Source organism: Streptomyces sp. NBC_00358 (assembly GCF_036099295.1).
Taxonomy (GTDB): Bacteria; Actinomycetota; Actinomycetes; order Streptomycetales; family Streptomycetaceae; genus Streptomyces.
The window spans coordinates 834,677-856,425 of record NZ_CP107976.1 but is presented as its reverse complement, the minus strand read 5'-3'; the positions used below and the strand labels follow the sequence as shown (position 1 = coordinate 856,425).

Here is a 21,749-nt window from a genome sequence, read left to right as displayed (position 1 = left end):
CCGGACCCGACGCGGAGGCGTACCGGTCCGCCGCACCCGGACGGACCGCCCGGGTGAACCACCCTCCGCACAGCACACCTTCGACCGTGAGGATCCCCATGTCCGAGGAAAGCCTTCGAGTAGCCCTGGTGATCGGGAGCACCCGCGCCACCCGGTTCGGACCCACCATCGCGAAGTGGTTCGCCGAAGAGGCCCGGCAGAACGACGCCATCGGGCTGGACATCGTCGACCTGGCCGACTACCCGCTGCCGGTGGCGGTGACCGACGCCCCCGCCCCGGCGGACGCGGCGACGGCCGCGGCCCTCAGCGCCCGCCTGGAGGCGGCCGAGGCGTTCGTCGTCCTGACCCCCGAGTACAACCACAGCTTCCCCGCACCGCTCAAGGTCGCGATCGACTGGAACTACACGCAGTGGCAGGCCAAGCCCATCGGCTTCGTCTCCTACGGCGGCCTCTCCGGAGGTCTGCGCGCGGTCGAGCAACTGCGCCAGGTCTACGCCGAGATGCACGCCGTGACCCTGCGCGACACGGTCAGCTTCCACGGCGCCGCGGCCACGTTCGACGCGGACGGGAACCCCAAGGAGCCGGCGGGCTGCTCCGCCGCGACCAAGACCATGCTCGACCAGCTCGTGTGGTGGGGCACCGCGCTGCGCGAGGCGCGCGCCAAGCGCCCCTACCGCGCCTGAGCCGGCCCGCCCCGCACTCAGCCGAGACGTTCATGAAATGAGACAGCCATGACCGGGATGCTTCTCGCTCCCCGCACCACTTCGGACACCTTCGTGTCCGCCGCACGGGCCGCAGGTGTGCCGGCGGGCCACGACGCGGCCCGGGCCGACCGCGAACGACGGCTCTCCGCCGACGTGGTGGAGGCCCTGGTCGAGGCCGGCTTCAGCAGGGCGCTGGTCCCGGCCCTTCATGGCGGCGAGCCGACGGACTTCGCCACGCTCACCGAGGCGGTCGCCGCGGTCGGAGAGGGCTGCGCCTCCGCCGCCTGGATCGGCTCGCTGCTCGCGTACACCGCCCGCTTCGCGGCCTATCTGCCCGCCGAGGGGCAGGCCGAGATCTGGGCGGACGGGCCGGACAGCCGGCTGGTCAGCTCCCTGGTCTCCACCGCCACCACCGTCGAGGCGGCCGACAGCGGCTGGCATCTGTCCGGGTCCTGGACCTACGCCAGCGGTGTCGAATTCTCCGACTGGGCCCTGGTGATGGCCATGGTGCCGGGGGCGGACGACAGGCCCCAGGCCCGCTTCTTCGCCGTACCCCGTAGCGCCTACCGGATCGAGGAGACCTGGGACACGGTCGGGATGCGGGCGACCGGCAGCCACACACTCGTCCTGGACGAAGTGCTCGTCCCCGCGCACCGGACCTTCCCCATGGACGACATGTTCGCGGGCCGGGGCGCGGTCTCGGACGAACTCCGGCACTCACAGCCGCTGTTCGCCGTCAACGGCCTCACCTTCGCCGCACCGGTCCTGGGTTCCGCCCGGGGCGCGCTGGAACTGTCGGCGCGCGCACTCGCCGACAAGGCCGCCCGCGGCACGGAACCGAGCGAGACCCAGCGGATAGCCCACGCGCGGGCGGCCGGCGAGATCGACGCGGCCGGCCTGCTGCTGACCCGCGCCGCGCAGAGCGTCGACCGGGCCCCGGCCACCGACGACGTCCTGGTCCGCAACCGCCGGGACTGCGCGCTGGCCACCCGGCTCCTCGTAGGCGCCGTGGACACCCTCTTCCGCTCCGGCGGCACCCGCAGCCAGTCCTCGTCAGACCCGCTGCAGCGCGTCTGGAGGGACGTGAACTCCGCCGCCAGCCACATGGTGCTGCAGTTCGAACCCGCCGCGCTGGCCTTCACCCGTGGCCCCCTCGACGCCGCCCGAGCCGAGAAGAGAGCGTGATCATGAGCACCGCGGAAGCCGTGCAGAACGGCGTACTGTTCCACGAGACCTTCGAGAACGGCTTCACCACCACCGGCGCTGACGCAGCCTGGCACACCCAGGACGTCGCCGGGGTCGCGGGCGGCGACGGGGTCGCCCACGCGTCGGCGCTCGGCCTCGCCGTCGTGCCCACGGGAGTCAACCCGCGCACCGGCGCCCCCGCCTTCGTCTCGACGACCGGCCAGCAGGCCGACGGAGGCGAGGGCACGAGGGACCACGTCAAGTGGACGGCCATGCCGAACCGTACGGCGGGGACCGGACTGCCCGGCTTCGACATTCCGGCGACCGGCGCACTCCAATGCACCACCACCCTCGCGGTCTCCACCTACGGCACGGAGGACCACCCCTTCGGAGCGGCCGTCACCGACGCGCAGGCCGATCCACGGCTCGCCTGCGGATCGATGATCACGGCGGACCTGGAGAGCGCGTCGATATTCGGATTCTTCGTCACCAACACCCAGGTGTACGCGAACTACGAGCGGCTGCGCATACCCGGAACCACCTACGCGGCCTACACCTACGCCGTGCCGGTCGCCGAACGGGCCCCCGGAGACGTCGACATGCTGCGGATCACCGTGAACCGCGCACGCGCCACGGTGACATGGGAGGTGAACGGCCGGGAGGTGCTGTCGGTGGACCGCATCGGACATCCGGTCCTGGACCGCGCGCACCTGCTGCTCGACCACGCCGGCGAGCCGGAGGGCGTCTCACCGCGCCAACTCATCACCGGCATCGGCATGTTCACCCTCCTCGACGGCGCTCTGGACGCCGAGGGCACCGGCCTGGTGCGCATCGACTCGGCGCCCGCCCACTACGTCAACCCGCGGTCCGGTGAGCCCTGGCCGCAGAAGTTCCTCGACGAACAGAGCATTTCCGCCAACCGCCTCTGGGGCCAGGGCGTCGCGCTGAACGTGCGCGACGTCTCGGTCGCAGCCGTCTGAGGCCGGCCCCGGCCCCGGACGACCTGATAACTCCGCCATCCCCATTCAGTTGTAAAGGAATTCGTTGTGAATGCAGTAACGCCCGCGAAGGCGGGCCGCCGTGAGTGGATCGGCCTGGTGGTCCTCTGCCTGCCCGCCCTGCTCACGACCATGGACCTGACGCTGCTGTTCATGGCCGTCCCCAAGCTGACGGCCGACCTGAACCCCTCCAGCAGCCAGCTGCTGTGGGCCAGCGACATCTACGGTTTCCTCATCGCCGGCTTCCTCATCACCATGGGCACCCTCGGCGAGCGCATCGGCCGCCGCCGGCTGCTCATGATCGGAGCCGTGTTCTTCGGAATCGCCTCGGTGCTGACGGCCGAGGCCAACAGCCCCGAGATGCTGATCGGCGCCCGGGCCCTGCTGGGCATCTCGGCCGCCACCCTCGCCCCCTCGACCCTGTCGCTGCTGCGCGTCATGTTCCGGGACGAGAAGGAGAGCACGAACGCGGTCACCATCTGGACCACGTCGTTCATGATCGGCGGGATCGTCGGCCCGATCGCCGGTGGGCTGCTGCTCGACCACTTCTGGTGGGGCGCGCCCTTCCTGCTGGCCGTGCCGGTCATGGTGCTGCTGCTGATCGCCGGACCGCTGCTGCTGCCCGAGTACAAGGACCCGGCCGGCGGCCGTGTCGACCTGCTGAGCGTGGGGATGTCGCTGGCCGCGATCCTGCCCGCGGTCTACGGCATCAAGGAGCTGGCCCGCAACGGATTCGAGATCTGGCCCGCCCTGAGCCTCGTGATCGGCCTGGCCTTCGGTGTGGCCTTCGTCCTGCGCCAGCGCGGCCTGTCCGTGCCCCTCATGGACATCACGCTGTTCTCCCGCGCCGCCTTCTCCGTCTCCGTCGGCACCCTGCTGCTGACCACCGGCCTGATGATGGGCATCCAGTACCTGCTGGCCACCTACATGCAGGTCGTGCTCGGCATGTCGCCGGCCGAAGCGGGTCTGTGGCAGCTCCCGGTCATCATCCCCGGCATCATCGCCGCCGTGGTCGGTACCGGCGTCTCCCAGAAGATCGGCACACCGCCGGTGCTCATCGCCGGTCTGCTGGTCGGCTCCGTCGGCTTCGGTGTGCTGACGCAGATCGACGGGAACTCCGGCACCGCGCTGGCCGTCGTCTCCTCCGCGATCATGTTCATCGGTCTCGCCCCGGTGATGGCGCTGGGCATCGGCACCATCGTCCAGGCCGCCCCCGTCGAGCGGGCCGGCGCCGCCTCCGCGCTGGCCTCCACCACCAACGAACTGGGCGGCGCCGTCGGTATCGCCCTCGTCGGCAGCCTGGCGACCGCTGTCTACGGCTCCACCCTCGACGACCACCTGCCCTCGGGCGTCACCGGATCGGCCCACGACGCGGCCCGCAACAGCGTCTCCGAGGCGGCCGCCGTGGCGGGCCACCTCCCGGGCAAGCTCGGTGGTGAGCTGAGTGCCGCCGCGCACGACGCCTTCGCCCACGGTATGGAGGTCGCCTCCTACGTCTCCATCGGCGTACTCCTCGCGATGGCCGCGCTGGTCGCCGTACTGCTGCGCAAGGCGCTCCCCGCGCCGACCGCCGAGCCCCAGCCCGAGCCGCAGACGGCGGGCGCCGTCGAGGAGACCGTGCCCACCGGCGCGCAGAACTAGCCGCCGGCCGGCGGACCCTGCCGCGGACGCGGGGCTCGGCGCGCACGTCGGCGTGCCGACGCCACTCGCCGAGCCCCGCCCCCGGCGCCGGCCGGACTCCGGTCCTCCCGCCGGTCCGGTCCGCCTGACAGGCGGCCCGGACCACCCAGCCCCCGGCATGCCGGGAACGACAAGGAGGTTCCTCGCATGACGAGGATCAGTGTCAAGGACCAGTACTACACACTGGTCAACATCTTCGAGACGTCCCCGGAGCACCAGCACCGGCTGATCGACATCTGGCAGAGTCTCGGCGCCGCGGACGAGCGGACCGGACTCGTGTCGGTCAACGCGCACCTGAGCCACGACGGCAACTCCGTCATCAGCTACATACAGTGGCGCGACAAGGCCGCCTGGGAGAACATCCTCGTCGACCCCGGCCGGCAGGAGCGCTTCAAAGAGGTCCTGACCTTCGCCACGTTCGACAGCATCCACTGCGAGGTCGTCCACACCGGGCAGAACCCGTCGCTGGACGACACGGCGATCGAGATCTCGGAGCGGCCGGACGTGTTCACGGTCATCGAGGTGGCCCGGACCCGCTCCAGGTCCCAGCAGGAGACGCTCCTCGAAGCGGTGACACAGCCCAACGCGGCGCTCGACGCCACACCCGGCTACATATCCCACACCGTGCACCGGGACTTCGAGGGTGAGGCCGTCGTCAGCTACGCGCAGTGGCAGAGCGAGGAGGCCTACCGGGCCTTCCGCGCCGAGCGCGACACCCGGGGTGCCAAGCCCGCCGCGCTCGACGGCGTCGACGTACGCGAGTACACGCTCAAGATCGCGTACATCACCGAGGCGACGAAGGTCTGAGGACCTGACGGTCCGGGACCCGCGGTCCCGCACACGTCGCCCGCACACCACAGACCCTCCCGCACGCGCCCCGCGCACCGCCCGCCCCGAGCGAGCGAGCGCCGGGTGTGACCGGGAGTCCACCAGCCACCACGACACCCGCGGAAGGAGGTGACACCCATGACCGACGCCGCACTGAGCGCCGCTCTGGACGAGGTCCTCGCCACGTTCTCGGCCGAGAACGAGCTGACCGAGAGCGAGTTCGAGCTCGCCCTGGGCAACGAGACCTGGTAGCCCATGGTCTCCACATCGCCGGCCCTCGCTGTTCCGCAGCGGGGGCCGGCGTTTTCCTCACGCGGATGTCCTCCGTCCGATGCCGGCCCCGCCGTCCGCATCCGGCGGGGCGTCCGTCGTCCCGTCCGACTTCCCACCCGGAAAAGGAGCGCGCCATGACCTCCGGTGCCGTGGCACCCCGTCCCCTCTGGCTGCAGGATCCGACCCTCGCCTGGCGTCCCGCCGTACGCGGCCTGGTGCTCTGCGCCCAACCCCACGGCCCGGCCGACTGTCTGGGCCCGAACACCGTCGAACCGGCCGTGGACATAGGCCCGCCCGCGATCGGCTACGACCATCTGTGCGGACTCCAGGAGCTGTTGGCCGTACTGCTGCCCGCGGCGCGCATCACCCTGCCGGGCGTGCTGGAGCGGCATGCCGACGTCGTGGACCTGCTCACCGGGCCGGAGGGTCCGGACGGCGAAGGGGCCGGACGGCGGGGCCGGTTCGTGCCCGTGTCCGAGACCGCGTCGCTCGGTACCACCCGGCGCATCAGCCGGGAATCCCACATCACCGCCGGCTGGATCGACCGCGCGGCGCGATTCCTCGCCGACGCCCTGCCCGCGCTGGGCGAACGGCCCGTCCTCGTCCTGCGCGCCTTCGACCACTGGGACCGCATCTCGGTCCGCATCCTCTACCGGGCCGTCCTGATCGCGGACCAGCAGGGCGGGGGCTTCACCGTCCGGGGGGTGCTGAGGGACGGCGGCACCCTGTTCCTGGAGCGCCTCGCCCGGCTGCGCGCCGTCCGTGTGTGCACGGGGCTGCCCCCGGTGCCGGACGCCCCACGCGGCGCCCCCGCTCTCGACGTCGAGGCATGGCACTCCGGGGGAGCCGCCAGCCCGCTCCGCGCCATCGGCGACGCGATCGCGCTGCAGAACTTCGAGCGGGCCGACCTCCTGATCGCCGCCCATGTGGAAGCCGTCGGTGCGGAGGGCGGCCGGGCCGACGACCTGGCCGACCTCATCAGGCTCCAGGCCATCTCGGAGGCGCAGACCGGGCGGATCGACGCCGCGGTGGCGAAGCTGGAACAGTCCCTGACCCTGGCGGAGAAGCCCGAGTTGAGGGCCCATCTGAACTACCTCGTCGCCCTCCTGGTCACCAAGCGCAAGGACGACACACAGACAGCGCGCGCCTTCTACCTGCGCGGCCTGGAGTGCATCGACGCACTCGACGCGCCGGGCGTGGACGCGCAGGTCGAGAAGGCCTGGATCCTCAACGGCCTGGCGCTCGCCGCCGCCATCGACGCCCGGGGGACCGGCGACACCGAGCGCCGCGACGCGTTGTTCAAGGAGGCGTTCGAGCTGGAATTCGAGGCCTTCCGGATGGTGCGCGAGATGCCGGGCGACAGCGCCTTCTACCTGCGCTACAACCTCAGCCACAATCTGGCCTTCCTGCTCCAGATCACCGGTCGGCACCGGCAGGCGGAGGACTTCCTGCGCTCGGTGTCGGCGACGATGCTCGGCACCGGCAGGCCCGAGTTCTTCGTGCCGCACCACTACGCGATCGCCGTTCTCCAACTGCGCAGGGGAAGCCACGAGGAGGCCGCGGCCTCCTTCGGAGCGGCCGTCCGGGTCGCCGGGGAGCTGCGGGACCCCTTCCACCTGGAGAAGCTGTTCGCCGCCGCCGGATACACGGATCTGCGGCGGGGCGATCACGCGGGTGCGGCCCGGCACTACCGCGACGCGGCCCGTACCGCCCGCCGGCTCTGCGACGAGCAGGCGTTCGCCCAGGACCTGGCGGGGCTGCTGTGGGCCCTGACGCTGGGCGGCTCCCGCTGGGACCGGCACACCGTGTCTGCGGCCCGCGTCTGGTACCCGGAGGCGGCCGGTGCGTACGACCGCGGGGCCGGCGGCGAGGAGCTGGCCGAGGCCCTGACGCACGCGGGAGCGGAGATCGCGCCCCCCTCGTCCAAACTGCCCTCGTACCTGGCCGGAGTCGACCTCGAAGGCCTGCCCGACCGGGACCTCAACCGTTTCCTGGCCGGCATCACGGCCCGCGAGAACCCGGGCCGGCTGCTGGGGGAGGGGACGGGGGGTGCCACCGGCGGGGCGACGTCCGCTGAGGCCGAAGGCGCACCCGGCTCGGTGAAGTCCGGTACGCCGGAGGGTACTTCCGGAGCGGCGACATCCACTGGCGCGGACGGCGGTTCCGGTGAGGTGACATCGGCCGGGCCGGGCGGCGGTTCCGGAGCGGCGGCATCCAGGGGGCCGGGTGGCGGGCCCGGTGAGGCGAACTCCGTTTCCTTGGACGGCAGTTCCGGTTCGGCGAAGTCTCCTGCCGCAGAAGCCGTTTCGGTCAGCCGGGAAGCGGCCGTCCTGCCACCGGGCGCGCCCGTAGCGGCGGTTGCGGCTGTCCGGGGGAGCGGCGACCACCCTGCCGGGGTTCCGTCGAGGGGCGTGCTCGATCCGGCGGGGACCGCGACGGCGGGTGGCCGCCGGTGAGCGCGCTCCCTCGGCTGACGAGTCCTCAGGCGGACGCGCTGGCGGACCGGTTCCTGGACCACTGCCGTGCCGCCGGGGTGCTCGCCCCGGATGCGCCCGCCGTCTCCTGGCCGGAATACCACGCGTTCCGCGCGCACCTGGTCTCCTCCTTCGAGGTCCCGACCACCACGCTCACCCCGCTCGCCGCACGCGTTCTGTACGGCCTGGCGGCGGCTCACCGGCCCGCCACGATAGCGACGTTGGGCTGCTTCGCGGGCAACCTCATGGCCTGGACCTCGGGACCGGGCTTCGGGCCCCGGCCGCTCTATCCCGGCAGACGATCCCTCGGGCTTGACGTGGCCGCCGAGCCGGTGGCGACCGCCTCGGACAACCTGCGGCGGGCCGGGTTCGCGCCGGGCGCCGAGGCGGTCGTGGGCGATGCCTTCGACGCCGCCCAGCACGGCGCGGAAGGTCCCTGGGACCTGCTGCTCATCGACATCGACGTACCCGGTTCGCGCAAGTCCGGATACGCCCGGGTGCTGGAACGCTGGCTGCCTCATCTGGCGCCGGGCGCGCTGGTGATCGCCCATGACGTGTGCCACCCGGTCTTCGCCTGGGACCTGCGCGACTACGCCGCGTTCACCAAGGACCACGGGGCCGTCGCCACGACGACGCTCCCGGTGGACGCCTGCGGTTTCGAAGTCGGCCGCTGGCCGGAATGATCCGGCCTCTCCCGCCCGCCGGAGCCGGAACGATCCGGCTCCGCGCGGCGCGTGGGAGGAACCGGCCGCGCCGGCCGCCCGTGGTGTCGCGCGGGCCACGATCCGGATCCGTGCCGTGCCCGCGAATCAATTCGGCGGAAACAGTTCCGCAATCTTCAGGGTGTCACCTCACAAAGACCTGACGAAACTTCGCACACACCTGACGAGGTTCCACCGGAATCACCTTGAACCGGCCGGTCAGTTCGAAGGACTATTCAGTTGTCTTCCGGAGGCAGTCCCAGCGGACGCCTTACACCAGACGGCCATGGATTCCCGAATGGAGTCGTCGTGCCGTCGGTGCCGTGAATGCAGAACTTTTGGATATTTTCCCGAGGATGACCGAGGAGAGTGGCATGGACGCCGAAGTCATAGTCGTGGGAGCCGGTCCCGCAGGACTGATGCTCGCCGGCGAATTGCGGCTCGCCGGAGTGGAGGTCGTCCTTCTGGAGCGACTGGCCGAACGTACGGGTGAGTCGCGCGGACTGGGATTCACCGCGCGGACGATGGAGGTGTTCGCCCAGCGCGGGCTGCTCTCCCGGTTCGGCGAGATCGAGGTCAGCGACTTCGGACACTTCGGTGGCCTGCCCGTCGACTTCAGCATTCTCGACGGCGCCCACCAGGCGGCCAAGACCGTGCCGCAGTCCCACACCGAGACCGTGCTGGAGCAGTGGGTCACCGACCTCGGCACGGACATCCGCCGCAGCCACGAGGTGCTCTCCGTCAAGGACGACGGCGACAGCACGCTCGTGGAGGTGCGTGGCCCGGACGGCGTGCACGAGCTGCGCGCCCAGTACCTCATCGGCTGCGACGGCGGACGCAGCAAGGTCCGCAAGGCGGTGGGTTTCGACTTCCCCGGGACCGCTTCCACACTGGAGATGTACCTCGCCGACGTGCGGGGTCTCGATCTCGAACCGCGCATGATCGGCGAGACCCTGCCCGGCGGCATGGTGATGGTCGGTCATCTGCCCGGCGGCATCACCCGCCTGATCGTCTGCGAGCGGGGCACGCCCCCGCAGCGGCGCACCGAGGCACCGGCGTACGAGGAGGTCGCGGCGGCCTGGAAGCGGCTGACCGGCGTCGACATCTCGCACGGCGAGGCGGTGTGGGTCAGCGCCTTCGGCGACGCCACCCGCCAGGTGACCCGGTACCGCGACGGGCGTGTCCTGCTCGCGGGGGACTCCGCGCACATCCATCTGCCCGCCGGCGGGCAGGGCATGAACACGAGCATCCAGGACGCCGTGAACCTGGGCTGGAAGCTCGCCGCGGTGGTCCAGGGCCGGGCGCCGGAGGCGCTCCTGGACACGTACCACGACGAACGGCACCCGGTCGGCCGGCGCCTGCTGATGAACACCCGGGCGCAGGGCCTGCTCTTCCTCAGCGGAGGAGAGGTGCAGCCGGTCCGCGACGTGCTCTCCGAGCTCATCGCCTACCCCGAGGTGTCCCGTCATCTGGCCGGCATGGTCAGCGGGCTGGAGATCCGCTACGACGTCGGCTCCGGCGCGCATCCGCTGCTCGGTCGGCGCATGCCGCGGCTGGAGCTGGCGACGGCCTCGGCCGCGCGGACCACCACCAGTTTCGACCTGCTCAACCCCGGGCGCGGCGTGCTGCTCGACCTGGAGGACACCGCCGTCCTGCGGGAGCGGGCACAGCCGTGGGCCGACCGCGTGGACATCGTGACGGCGGCGCCGGTCGGCCTGTCCGCCGACAGCCCGCTGGCGGGCACGGCCGCGATCCTCGTCCGCCCCGACGGCTACGTCGCCTGGGCGGCCCCCGGCAGCCACCACGACCTGCCCATGGCGCTGGAGCGCTGGTTCGGCCCCTCCCGGGCGGACCGGCAGCGCTGACCGCCCCTCCGATCCGCATTCCGGGGCCCCTGCGGCTCCACCGGACCTGCTCGCCGCGAAGGAGAAGAAAAAGAGCATGCATAGCACACTGATTGTCGCCCGGATGGAACCCGGTGCGCGTTATGACGTCGCCAGGCTCTTCAAGGAGTTCGACGGAACAGAAATGCCGCACATCATGGGGACCCGGCGGCGCCAGCTCTTCCAGTACAAGGGTCTCTACTTCCACCTCCAGGAATTCGACACCGACAACGGTGGCGAGATCATCGAGGAGGCGAAAACGGATCCGCGCTTCGTGAGCATAAGCGAGGACCTCAAGCCGTACATCCAGGCCTACGATCCCGCCACCTGGCGTTCACCCGCCGACGCCATGGCCAAGTCCTTCTACCACTGGGAAGCCTCCTCGTGACCGGCCGTCGTGTTGCCATCACCGGAATCGGAGTCCTCGCGCCGGGCGGAATAGGCGCCAAGAACTTCTGGAATCTGCTCAGTGAGGGGCGGACCTCGACGAGGGGCATCACCTTCTTCGACCCCACGCCCTTCCGCTCACGCGTCGCCGCGGAGATCGACTTCGACCCCGAGGAACACGGGCTGAGTCCGCAGGAGATCCGCCGCATGGACCGCGCGGCCCAGCTCGCCGTCGTGGCGACCCGGGAGGCCGTCGCCGACAGCGGTATCGACCTGGCCGAACTGGACCCCTACCGCACCGGGGTGACGATCGGCAGCGCGGTCGGCGCCACCACCGGCCTCGACCAGGAGTACCGCGTCGTCAGCGACGGCGGCCGGCTCGACCTGGTCGACCACCGCTACGCGGTGCCCCACCTCTACAACCACTTCGTGCCGAGCTCCTTCGCGGCCGAGGTCGCCTGGGCGGTGGGCGCCGAGGGGCCCTCCACGGTCGTCTCCACCGGCTGCACCTCCGGCCTCGACTCGGTCGGCCACGCCGTGGACATCATCCGCGAGGGCACCGCGGACGTCATGATCGCGGGCAGCTCGGACGCCCCGATCTCGCCGATCACGGTCGCCTGCTTCGACGCCATCAAGGCGACGACCTCGCGCAACGACGACCCCGAGCACGCCTCCCGTCCCTTCGACGGAACCCGCAACGGCTTTGTCCTGGGCGAGGGTTCGGCGGTGTTCGTCCTGGAGGAGCTGGAGAGTGCCAAGCGCCGCGGAGCGCACATCTACGCGGAGATCGCCGGCTACGCCTCCCGCTGCAACGCCTTCCACATGACGGGTCTGCGCCCCGACGGCGCCGAGATGGCCGAGGCCATCGGTGTGGCGCTCGGCGAGGCGCGGGTGAACCCGGACTCGATCGACTACATCAACGCGCACGGCTCCGGCACCAAGCAGAACGACCGTCACGAGACCGCCGCGTTCAAGCGCGTCCTCGGCGACCACGCGTACCGGACGCCGGTGAGCTCGATCAAGTCGATGGTGGGCCACTCGCTCGGTGCGATCGGCTCCATCGAGATCGCGGCCTCCGCGCTGGCCATGGAGAACAACGTGGTCCCACCCACGGCCAATCTGCACACCCCGGACCCCGAGTGCGACCTCGACTACGTGCCGATCACGGCGCGGGAGTGGCGTACCGACACGGTCCTGACCGTCGGCAGCGGCTTCGGCGGATTCCAGAGCGCCATGGTGCTCGCGCGACCCGACAGGAGCATCGCATGACGACCCCGGTAGTGGTCACGGGTCTCGGCATCGCCGCTCCCAACGGCCTCGGCACCAAGGACTTCTGGGCGGCCACGCTGCAGGGCGAGACCGGCATCGGCCCCGTCACCCGCTTCACGCCGGACCAGTATCCGGCGCGGCTGGCCGGGGAGATACCCGGCTTCGTCGCCGAGGAGCATCTGCCGGGCCGGCTCCTGCCGCAGACCGACCGGATGACCCGGCTCGCGCTGGTCGCCACCGACTGGGCGCTGGAGGACGCCGAGGTCGTACCGCAGGAGCTGAACGCCTATGACATGGGCGTGGTCACCGCCAGTTCCTCCGGAGGCTTCGAGTTCGGGCAGAACGAGCTCCAGAAGCTGTGGAGCAAGGGCGGTCAATTCGTCAGCGCCTACCAGTCGTTCGCCTGGTTCTACGCCGTCAACACCGGCCAGATCTCGATCCGCAACGGCATGAAGGGCCCCAGCGGAGTCGTCGTCAGCGACCAGGCCGGCGGCCTCGACGCCCTGGCCCAGGCACGGCGGCAGATCCGCAAGGGCACCCGCCTCATCGTCTCCGGCGCGATCGACGCCTCGATCTGCCCGTGGGGCTGGGTCGCCCAGCTCGCCGGCGAACGGCTGAGCCATGAGGACGATCCGGACCGGGCGTACCTGCCCTTCGACCCGCAGGCCGCCGGGCACGTACCGGGGGAGGGCGGCGCGATCCTCATCATGGAGGACCTGGAGGCGGCCCGCGCCCGCGGCGCCAGGATCTACGGCGAGATCGCCGGCTACGGGGCCACCTTCGACCCCAAGCCCGGCAGCGGCCGGGAGCCCGCTCTGCGCCAGGCGATCCGCGCCGCCCTCGACGACGCCGGCGTGGCGCCCGGTGACATCGACGTGGTCTTCGCCGACGCGGCGGCCGTGCCCGAGCTCGACCGCATCGAGGCCGAGGCCATCACCGAGGTCTTCGGGCCGCGCGGGGTACCCGTGACGGCGCCCAAGACGATGACCGGACGGCTCTACTCGGGCGCCGCGCCCCTGGACGTCGCGGCCGCTCTGCTGGCGATCCAGGACGGAATCGTCCCGGCCACGACGAACGTGGAACTCGCCCCGGAGTACGACCTCGACCTGGTGACCGGGAACCCGCGCACGGCGTCCGTACGGGCCGCGCTGGTGATCGCACGCGGCTACGGAGGCTTCAACTCCGCGGTGGTCGTGCGCGCCGCGGGCTGACCCGCCGCCCCCGCACCACCAGAGCCGTACCACCAGAGCCTCGGCGGCACAGCCGCGCCGGCGTTCGACGCCCCGGCGGCACACACCCTCAGCAGTACACACCCTCAGCACTGGAGGAAGACCCCATGTCCGACCGGACGTTCACCCTCGACGACCTGCGCCGCATCCTGCTGGAGAGCGCGGGCGCGGAAGAGGGCATCGACCTCTACGGCGACATCGCCGACACCGACTTCGAGCAGCTCGGCTACGAGTCGCTCGCCCTCCTGGAGACCGGCGGCCGTATCGAGCGCGAGTTCGGCGTCAGCCTCGACGACGTCAACCTCTCCGACATCACCACCCCGCGGGCCCTCGTCACGGCCGTCAACGAGCTCCTCGCCGTGGACGTCGCCGCCGCCTGACCCCCGACTCGGCCTGGCCCCGGTCAGGTCGACCGAGCGGGCCGGGACGGATTCCCCCTCCGGCCCGGCCCGCTCCGACCCCGGCCCCGGCCACCCGCGGGCCCGTCACCTCCCTCGACCCTCCCCGCACAAGGAGACAGACGCACATGACAGAGCAGAACGGCCGGGTCGCCCTGGTCACCGGCGCCACGAGCGGAATCGGTCTGGCCGTCGCCCGGCTCCTGGGCGGCGCCCGGCACAAGGTGTTCATCGGCGCCCGCAACGCCGAGAACGTGACGGAGACGGTGAAGCAGCTCCAGAGCGAGGGCATCGACGCCGACGGCACCACCCTCGACGTGCGCTCCACGGACTCGGCCCGCGCCTTCGTCCAGGCCGCCGTCGACCGCTTCGGCACCGTCGACATCCTGGTGAACAACGCGGGCCGCAGCGGCGGAGGCGTCACGGCCGACCTCGACGAGGAGCTGTGGGACGACGTCGTCGACACCAACCTCAACAGCGTCTTCCGCCTCACCAGCGCGGTCCTGAACACCGGTGGCCTGCGCCACAAGGACTGGGGCCGCATCATCAACATCGCGTCCACCGCGGGCAAGCAGGGTGTCGTCCTGGGCGCCCCGTACTCCGCCTCGAAGCACGGCGTGGTCGGCTTCACCAAGGCGCTCGGCAACGAACTGGCCCCCACCGGCATCACCGTCAACGCGGTGTGCCCCGGCTACGTCGAGACGCCGATGGCGCAGAAGGTGCGGGCCGGGTACGCCGCGGCGTACGACGCCACCGAGGACGCGATCCTGCAGAAGTTCCAGTCCAAGATCCCGCTGGGCCGCTACTCCACGCCCGAGGAGGTCGCCGGCCTGGTCGGCTACCTGGCGTCCGACACGGCCGCCTCCATCACCTCCCAGGCGCTCAACGTCTGCGGCGGTCTGGGCAACTTCTGAGCCCGCCGCACCCCGCCGCCACCGCTTTCCACACCCCCCACACCCGTCCGCCGACCACGCACTCATCCAAGGAGCCTGAGCATGTCGCAGCCCGGCCTGCGCGAGGTGGAGCACGAGATCACGGTCTCGGCCCCGGCCGCTGCCGTCTACCGTCTGATCGCCGAGGTCGAGAACTGGCCGCGCGTCTTCCCGCCGACCATCTACGTCGACCACCTGGAGCGTGACGGGGACACCGAACGCATCCGGATCTGGGCCACCGCCAACGGCGAGGCGAAGAACTGGACCTCCCGCCGCGTCCTGGACCCGGCCGCCCTGCGGATCGAGTTCCGCCAGGAGGTCTCCACCCCGCCGGTGGCCGCCATGGGCGGCGCCTGGATCATCGAGCCGCTCGACGCCGGCACGTCCCGGATCCGGCTGCTGCACGACTACCGTGCCGTCGACGACGACCCGGACGGCCTGCGCTGGATCGACGAGGCGGTCGACCGCAACTCGCGTTCCGAACTGGCCGCGTTGAAGACCAACGTCGAACTGGCCCACGCCGCCGAGGAGGTGACGTTCTCCTTCGAGGACACCGTCCGGATCGAGGGCTCGGCCAAGGACGCGTACGACTTCATCAACGAGGCGCACCTGTGGCAGGAACGCCTGCCGCACGTCGCCTCCGTCCGTCTCGACGAGGACGTTCCGGGCCTGCAGACCCTGGAGATGGAGACCCGCGCCAAGGACGGGTCCACGCATCTGACCAAGTCGTACCGGGTGTGCTTCGAGGGCCGGAAGATCTCCTACAAGCAGGTCACCCTGCCCGCGCTGATGACCCTGCACACGGGCTACTGGACCTTCGCCGAGGACGGGGACGGCTCGACCGCCTCCTCCCAGCACACCGTGGTCCTCAACACCGCGAACATCACCAGGATCCTCGGACCGGACGCCGGCGTCGCCGAGGCCCGGGAGTACGTCCGCACCGCGCTGAGCACCAACAGCCGCGCCACACTGGGCCACGCCAAGGCCTACGCCGAGGCGCGCTGACCATGTCCCGCACCCAGCACACCCAGGTACTGGTGGTCGGGGCCGGCCCGGCGGGTCTCATGCTCGCCGGGGAACTGCGGCTCGGCGGCGCCGAAGTGCTCGTCGCGGAGCGGCTGGACACCCCCACCACCGAGTCACGGGCCTCGACCCTGCACGCCAGGACCATGGAGACCCTCGACGCCCGGGGCCTGCTGGAGCGGTTCGGCACTCCGCCGAACGAGCCCATGGGCCACTTCGGCGGCATCCCGCTCGACCTGACGCTCCCCGGCACCCACCCGGGGCAGTGGAAGATCCTTCAGGCAGACGTCGAGCGGGTCCTGCAGGAGTGGAGCACCGGCCTCGGCGCGGTGCTGCTGCGCGGCCACGAGCTGCGCGGGCTGACCCCCACCGGCGACCACGTCGAGGCCGAACTGGTCGGCGCCGACGGGCCGTTGAGCATCCGTGCCGAGTACGTCGTGGGGTGCGACGGGGAGCGGAGCGCCGTACGACGGCTGGGCGGATTCGACTTCGCCGGAGAGGACGCCGGGCGGGAGCTGATCCGGGCCGACGTGGCGGGCATCGACATCCTGAACCGGCGCTTCCAGCGGCTGCCGCGGGGTCTGGCCATCGCGGCCCGCCGCCCCGACGGAGTCACCAGGGTCATGGTGCACGAGTTCGGCAGCCCCGCCCGCACCCGTACCACCGAGCCCGGCTTCACCGAGATCGCCGCCGTCTGGCGCCGGGTCACCGGCGAGGAGATCGGCCACGGCACCCCGCTGTGGGTCAACTCCTTCGGAGACGCCTCCCGCCAGGCGACCGAGTACCGCAGGGGGCGCGTCCTGCTGGCCGGGGACGCGGCCCACCGGCAGATGCCGATCGGCGGCCAGGCCCTCAACCTGGCGCTCCAGGACACCGTCAACCTCGGCTGGAAGCTCGCCGCGCGGGTGACCGGCCGGGCCGGCGACGACCTGCTCGACTCCTACCACGGCGAACGCCACCCCGTCGGCCGCCGGGTCCTCGGCAACATCAGGACCCAGGCGCGGCTGCTGCTCGGCGGCGAGGAGGTCGAGGCGGTCCGCGAGGTGTTCGGGGAACTGGTCTCGCTGCCGCCCGCGCGGGCCCACCTCGCCTCGATGATCGCGGGACTCGACATCGCGTACGACATCTCCGGCACCGACGGCGGCGAGGGTGGCCACGACGACCGCGGGCACGACGGCCGCGGAGGCGTCGGCCGTCCGCTCCTCGGCAGGCGATTTCCACCGCTGCCGCTGACCGCGCCCGAGGGCCCCGGCACGGTCGCCGAACTGCTGCGGGCCGGCCGCGGTGTCCTGCTCGACCTCTCGGCGGACGCCGAGCGCCGGGCGGAGTGGTCCGCCGCCCTGCGGCCCTGGGCCGGGCAGGTGTCCCTCGTGACCGCGCGGCTCCGCGACGGCGGGGACGCCGCGGACCTCGCCGACACCACGGCCGTCCTGCTGCGCCCGGACGGCTACGTCGGCTGGGCGGCGGCCCCCGGCACCACGGACCTGACGACAGCCCTGCACCGCTGGTTCGGCACACCACCCGGAGCCCCCGCCCCCACGGACCCCGGCAAACGCGCCACCGCACCCGCAACACCGACCGAGACACCCGCCACACCGGCCGACAACGGCAACCACAGGAGGACCACGATGGGAACGCTCACCGGGAAGACCGCACTGGTCACGGGATCGAGCCGAGGCATAGGCCGGGCGACGGCCCTGCGCCTCGCCGGCGAGGGAGCACTCGTCGCCGTCCACTACACCAGCAACCAGGAGGCGGCCGACGACGTCGTCCGCACGATCGAGAAGGAGGGCGGCCGGGCCTTCGCCGTCCGGGCCGAACTCGGCGTCCCGGGAGACGTCCACGAGCTGTTCCTCGGGCTGGAGCAGGGGCTCAAGGAGCGCACCGGCGCGACCGAGCTGAACATCCTGGTCAACAACGCCGGGGTGATGGGCGGCGTGACTCCCGAGGAGACCACTCCCGAACTGTTCGACCGGGTCATCGCGGTCAACGCCAAGGCACCGTTCTTCATCATCCAGCGCGCGTTGTCGATCATGCCCGACGGCGGTCGCATCATCAACATCTCCACGGGCCTCACCAAGGTCGCCAACCCCCAGGAGATCGCGTACGCGATGAGCAAGGGCGCCGTCGAGATGCTCGCCCTGCACTTCGCCAAGCACCTCGGCCCGCGCGGCATCACGATCAACAGCGTCGCGCCCGGCATCACCCGCAACGACAACCCGGTCTTCGACATCCCCGAGGCCGTCGAGCAGATGGCGCGGCTGTCGGTCTTCGACCGGGTCGGCGAACCGCGGGACGTCGGCGACATCGTCGCGCTGCTCGCCTCCGACGACGCCCGCTGGATCACCGGCGCGTTCATCGACGCCAGCGGGGGCACCCTCGTCGGCTGAGCACACGAGCCGACGGGCAACAGGACGAGACGGGGGACAGGATCATGACACCGACGACCGCGCGACCGGTCGCCGAACCGCCCGCGGAGGGCGGCGACGCGAACGGCCGATGGAGCCCGCGCCTGTGGGCGCTGCTGTTCGTGCTGGCGGGCAACATGCTCATCGACGCCCTGGAGGTGTCGGTGGCCGTGGTCGCCCTCCCGTCGATCGGCGGGGACCTGGGGGCGGACCCGACCTCACTGCAGTGGGTCATGAGCGGCTTCGCCGTGGGCTTCGGCGCCATGATCCTGTTCGGCGCCCGGCTGGTCGAACGGCTGGGACGGCGCCGCGTGTACCTCGCGGCCGTCACCGTCTTCGCCGTCGCCTCACTCGCCGGAGCGCTGGCCGGCGCCGCGTGGTTCCTGATCGCCACCCGCGTCGTCAAGGGCGTGTGCGCGGCGCTCACCGCCCCCACCGGACTGGCGATCATCACCAGTACGTTTCCGGAGGGCGCCGCCCGCAACCGCGCCGTCGCGGTGTACAGCCTCTTCGGAGCGTGCGGCTTCTCCCTGGGCCTCGTGCTCTCGGGGCTGCTCACCGAGGTCAGCTGGCGCTGGACCTTCGCCTTCCCGGCTCCGGTCGCCGCGCTGCTGCTCCTGCTCGGGCTGCGGCTCGTACCGGAGCAGCGCGGCAGGAGCCGGGCGGAGGGCGGCCGTTCCTACGAGCTGCCGACCGCGTTCGGCCTGCCCGCCGCGCTGCTGGCCCTGGTGTACGGGATCGGCCACGTGCCCGGACACGGCTGGCGGGCGCCCGGGACCCTCGCCGCCTTCGCACTCGCCGGAGCGCTGGCCGTCCTGGTCGTGGTCCGGGAGCGCCGGGCCGAGCATCCGCTGCTGCCCCTGGGCGTGCTCGCCCAACCAGCCCTCAGACGGGCCGCGTTGGGAGCCGCGGCACTGAACGGGTCGTACCTGGGACTGCTGTTCGTCGTCACCTTCCATCTCCAGACGCTGCTGGGGTGGTCACCGGCCAGGACCGGACTGGCACTTCTGCCCGCCGCCCTCCCGCTGGCACTGTCCGCCGCGTACTCCGGGCGGATGGTGCAGCGGTTCGGGACGCGCCGGTTGATCGCCGTGGGCTGGCTGGCACCACCGCTGGGCTACGCCCTCTATCTGCGGGCGTCGGTGCCGACCCGGTACGCGACCGACCTGCTGCCCACTCTGCTGCTCCTGGGTCTGGCGTTCGTCCTGTGCTTTGCGGCGCTGCACATGCAGGCCCTGACCGCGGCCCCGAAGGCCGAACCCGGCATCGCGAGCGGCGTGTACCAGACAGCCGTCCAGTTCGGCGCCGCGATCGTGCTGGCCCTGGTGGCCGCGCTGATGGCGGCGCACCACCCCGCGCCCGGCGCGTCCGCCGCGGCCGTTCTGGCCGGCTACCACCCCGCGTTGCTGCTCGTCACCGCCGTCGGCGTCGCGGGGCTCGCGGTCTCGGTGACCGGCGCCCTGCCGCGCCGCGCGTCCGCACCGAGCACGCCATGACGACCCGAAGGGAGGACCCCGCCGTGTCACGAGTCCCGTCACCACCTGCCGCGTCGCACGGCACCGGGTCCTCCCGGCGGCCCGCGGACAGGGCCGCGGACAGCGCCGCGGACGACCGCGTGGCCGTCGACCTCTGGCTGGTGCGCCACCCCGTGCCGCACGGCGCGGGCCGCCGGCTCGTCGTGGCCGAACTCGACGACCAGGAGCGCGCCCGCGCCGGAGCCCTGCCGCGGCCCCGCGACGCCCTGCTCTTCACCGCCGCCCACATCGCCCTGCGCCGACTGCTCGCGGGGGCCCTCGGGCTCGCGCCGAGGGAGGTGGCGTACGTCCGTGAACCCTGCCCACGATGCGGCGGACCGCACGGCAGACCCGCCCTGCGGCCCGCCCCCGGAGCCCGCGGCCCCGAACCCACCCTTCACTTCTCGCTGTCCCACAGCAGCGGAAGGGCGCTGGTGGCCCTGGCGGCCGTTCCGGTCGGCGTGGACATCCAGCGGATGCCCTCGGCCGAGACCACGGACGTCTGCACCCGGCTGCTGCACCCCGGCGAGCGCGCCGAACTCGACGAACTCCCGCCCGGCGAGCGCGGGGCAGCGTTCGGACAGCTGTGGGCCCGCAAGGAGGCCTATCTCAAAGGCCTCGGAACCGGCCTCGAACGCCCGCTGCACGCCGACTACTTGGGCTCATCAGTTCGCGAACCCCGGCTCAGGCCCGCGGGCTGGACGGTCCTCGATCTGCCCTGCGGGCCCGCGCACGGAGCCGCCGTAGCCGTGCTGGGCACCCCCGAAGACCCCTGCACGGTCCGTCCGTTGCCGGCCGAGTGGCTGTACGAAGCCGACGCGGCCCGCGTCCTCGCGGAGATCGCGCACCTGACCACGGCCGTTCCCGTGAAGGAGACACCGACATGACCACCACCGCCTTCGTCTTCCCGGGCCAGGGCTCACAACGCGTCGGCATGGGCCAGGAACTGCTCGCCCGATGGCCCGATCTGCTCGACACCTACTACCGGCCCGCCGACGAACTCCTCGGACTCCCGCTCGCCGAACTGTGCCTGCGGGGCCCCGCGGACGCGCTCGCCGACACCGCGATCACCCAGCCCGCGATCCTGCTGACCAGCGTCGCCACCCTCGACGTCCTGCGGCGCCACGGGATCCGGCCCGCCCTGGTCGCGGGACACAGCCTGGGCGAGTACGCGGCACTCGTCGCGGCCGATGTCCTTCACTGGCGCGACGCCCTGCGCCTGGTCCGGCTGCGCGGCCGGCTCATGGCCGCCGTGAACGAGTCGGTGCCCGGAAAGATGGCCGCGGTGATGGGCCTTGACCTGCGGACGGTCGAGGAACTCTGCGTCACCGTGAGGGAGTCGAGCGGCCAGGTCGTCGAGGTCGCCAACGACAACGAATTCGCCCAGACGGTCGTGTCGGGCCAGGCCCGAGCCGTGGACGAACTGATCACCGCGGCGCGCACGGCGGGGGCCACCCGTGCCCTCGCGCTGAAGGTCGGCGCGCCCTTCCACAGCAGCCTCATGGCGCCGGTGGAGGCGGAGTTCACCGAGGCCCTGCTGCGCACCGAGTTCCGCGACCCGGCCGTCCCGGTGATCTCCGCGGTGACGGCGGCACCCCTGACGAGTGCGGGGGAGGTCGTCGACACCCTGCGCCGCCAACTGACGGGCCGCGTGCGGTGGACCGAGACGGTGACCCGCATCGCCGACGAGGGAACGGACCGCCTCCTCGAAGTGGGTCCGGGCAAGGTCCTCTCCGGTCTGTGCCGCCGGATCGCGCCGGCCGTGCCCGCCCATCCCACGCACGACGCCCACCACCTCATGTCGGCCCTGGACCTGTTCGCCGGGGCCGACGACACCGTCACCACCGTCTGACCGCCGACCGG

Annotated in this window: 18 protein-coding genes; all 18 read left to right on the top strand. The window is 71.9% G+C overall.

What is annotated here, in order from left to right:
* Positions 1-98 precede the first annotated feature (98 nt).
* The gene (locus OHT01_RS03495; RefSeq protein WP_328551615.1) at positions 99-683 is read left to right on the top strand and encodes an NADPH-dependent FMN reductase; all 585 of its coding nucleotides are present in this window, start codon (positions 99-101) and stop codon (positions 681-683) included.
* Between the two features lie 48 nt (positions 684-731).
* Positions 732-1,889 (top strand): acyl-CoA dehydrogenase family protein, encoded by a 1,158-nt coding sequence (locus OHT01_RS03490; RefSeq protein WP_328551614.1) that lies wholly within the window; start codon positions 732-734, stop codon positions 1,887-1,889.
* A gap of 2 nt (positions 1,890-1,891) precedes the next feature.
* Entirely contained in the window at positions 1,892-2,869 is a 978-nt protein-coding gene (locus OHT01_RS03485) for a DUF6081 family protein (RefSeq protein WP_328551613.1), read from the top strand.
* 66 nt (positions 2,870-2,935) lie between these two features.
* Positions 2,936-4,528, top strand: coding sequence for an MFS transporter (locus OHT01_RS03480; protein ID WP_328551612.1), 1,593 nt, complete (start codon positions 2,936-2,938; stop codon positions 4,526-4,528).
* 186 nt (positions 4,529-4,714) lie between these two features.
* Positions 4,715-5,374, top strand: coding sequence for an antibiotic biosynthesis monooxygenase family protein (locus OHT01_RS03475; RefSeq protein ID WP_328551611.1), 660 nt, complete (start codon positions 4,715-4,717; stop codon positions 5,372-5,374).
* Between the two features lie 428 nt (positions 5,375-5,802).
* Positions 5,803-8,124 carry a tetratricopeptide repeat protein gene (locus tag OHT01_RS03470; RefSeq protein ID WP_328551610.1) on the top strand — a complete coding sequence of 774 codons (2,322 nt, stop codon included), beginning with the start codon at positions 5,803-5,805 and terminating at the stop codon, positions 8,122-8,124.
* Positions 8,121-8,825, top strand: coding sequence for an O-methyltransferase (locus OHT01_RS03465; RefSeq protein ID WP_328551609.1), 705 nt, complete (start codon positions 8,121-8,123; stop codon positions 8,823-8,825). Before OHT01_RS03470 ends, OHT01_RS03465 begins: the two co-directional genes overlap by 4 nt.
* A gap of 392 nt (positions 8,826-9,217) precedes the next feature.
* Complete coding sequence (locus OHT01_RS03460) at positions 9,218-10,708, top strand: FAD-dependent monooxygenase (protein WP_328558011.1); 1,491 nt, start codon at positions 9,218-9,220, stop codon at positions 10,706-10,708.
* A 76-nt stretch (positions 10,709-10,784) separates the two neighbouring features.
* Positions 10,785-11,114, top strand: a complete 330-nt coding sequence (locus tag OHT01_RS03455; RefSeq protein WP_328551608.1) for a TcmI family type II polyketide cyclase — start codon at positions 10,785-10,787, stop codon at positions 11,112-11,114.
* Positions 11,111-12,382, top strand: coding sequence for a beta-ketoacyl-[acyl-carrier-protein] synthase family protein (locus tag OHT01_RS03450; protein ID WP_328551607.1), 1,272 nt, complete (start codon positions 11,111-11,113; stop codon positions 12,380-12,382). Before OHT01_RS03455 ends, OHT01_RS03450 begins: the two co-directional genes overlap by 4 nt.
* Positions 12,379-13,593, top strand: coding sequence for a ketosynthase chain-length factor (locus OHT01_RS03445; protein WP_328551606.1), 1,215 nt, complete (start codon positions 12,379-12,381; stop codon positions 13,591-13,593). Before OHT01_RS03450 ends, OHT01_RS03445 begins: the two co-directional genes overlap by 4 nt.
* A gap of 125 nt (positions 13,594-13,718) precedes the next feature.
* The gene (locus tag OHT01_RS03440; protein WP_328551605.1) at positions 13,719-13,991 is read left to right on the top strand and encodes an acyl carrier protein; all 273 of its coding nucleotides are present in this window, start codon (positions 13,719-13,721) and stop codon (positions 13,989-13,991) included.
* A 146-nt stretch (positions 13,992-14,137) separates the two neighbouring features.
* Complete coding sequence (fabG, locus tag OHT01_RS03435) at positions 14,138-14,923, top strand: 3-oxoacyl-ACP reductase FabG (protein WP_328551604.1); 786 nt, start codon at positions 14,138-14,140, stop codon at positions 14,921-14,923.
* An 81-nt stretch (positions 14,924-15,004) separates the two neighbouring features.
* On the top strand, positions 15,005-15,946 hold the full coding sequence (locus OHT01_RS03430) for an aromatase/cyclase (RefSeq protein ID WP_328551603.1): 942 nt from the start codon (positions 15,005-15,007) through the stop codon (positions 15,944-15,946).
* Between the two features lie 2 nt (positions 15,947-15,948).
* Positions 15,949-18,354, top strand: a complete 2,406-nt coding sequence (locus OHT01_RS03425) for an SDR family oxidoreductase (protein WP_328551602.1) — start codon at positions 15,949-15,951, stop codon at positions 18,352-18,354.
* A 44-nt stretch (positions 18,355-18,398) separates the two neighbouring features.
* Complete coding sequence (locus OHT01_RS03420; RefSeq protein ID WP_328551601.1) at positions 18,399-19,868, top strand: MFS transporter; 1,470 nt, start codon at positions 18,399-18,401, stop codon at positions 19,866-19,868.
* Positions 19,865-20,773: a 4'-phosphopantetheinyl transferase family protein gene (locus OHT01_RS03415; protein ID WP_328551600.1), complete on the top strand. Its 909-nt coding sequence runs from the start codon at positions 19,865-19,867 to the stop codon at positions 20,771-20,773. Before OHT01_RS03420 ends, OHT01_RS03415 begins: the two co-directional genes overlap by 4 nt.
* Positions 20,770-21,738: an ACP S-malonyltransferase gene (fabD, locus tag OHT01_RS03410; RefSeq protein WP_328551599.1), complete on the top strand. Its 969-nt coding sequence runs from the start codon at positions 20,770-20,772 to the stop codon at positions 21,736-21,738. The genes OHT01_RS03415 and fabD overlap by 4 nt, the downstream gene beginning before the upstream one ends.
* Positions 21,739-21,749: the final 11 nt, after the last annotated feature.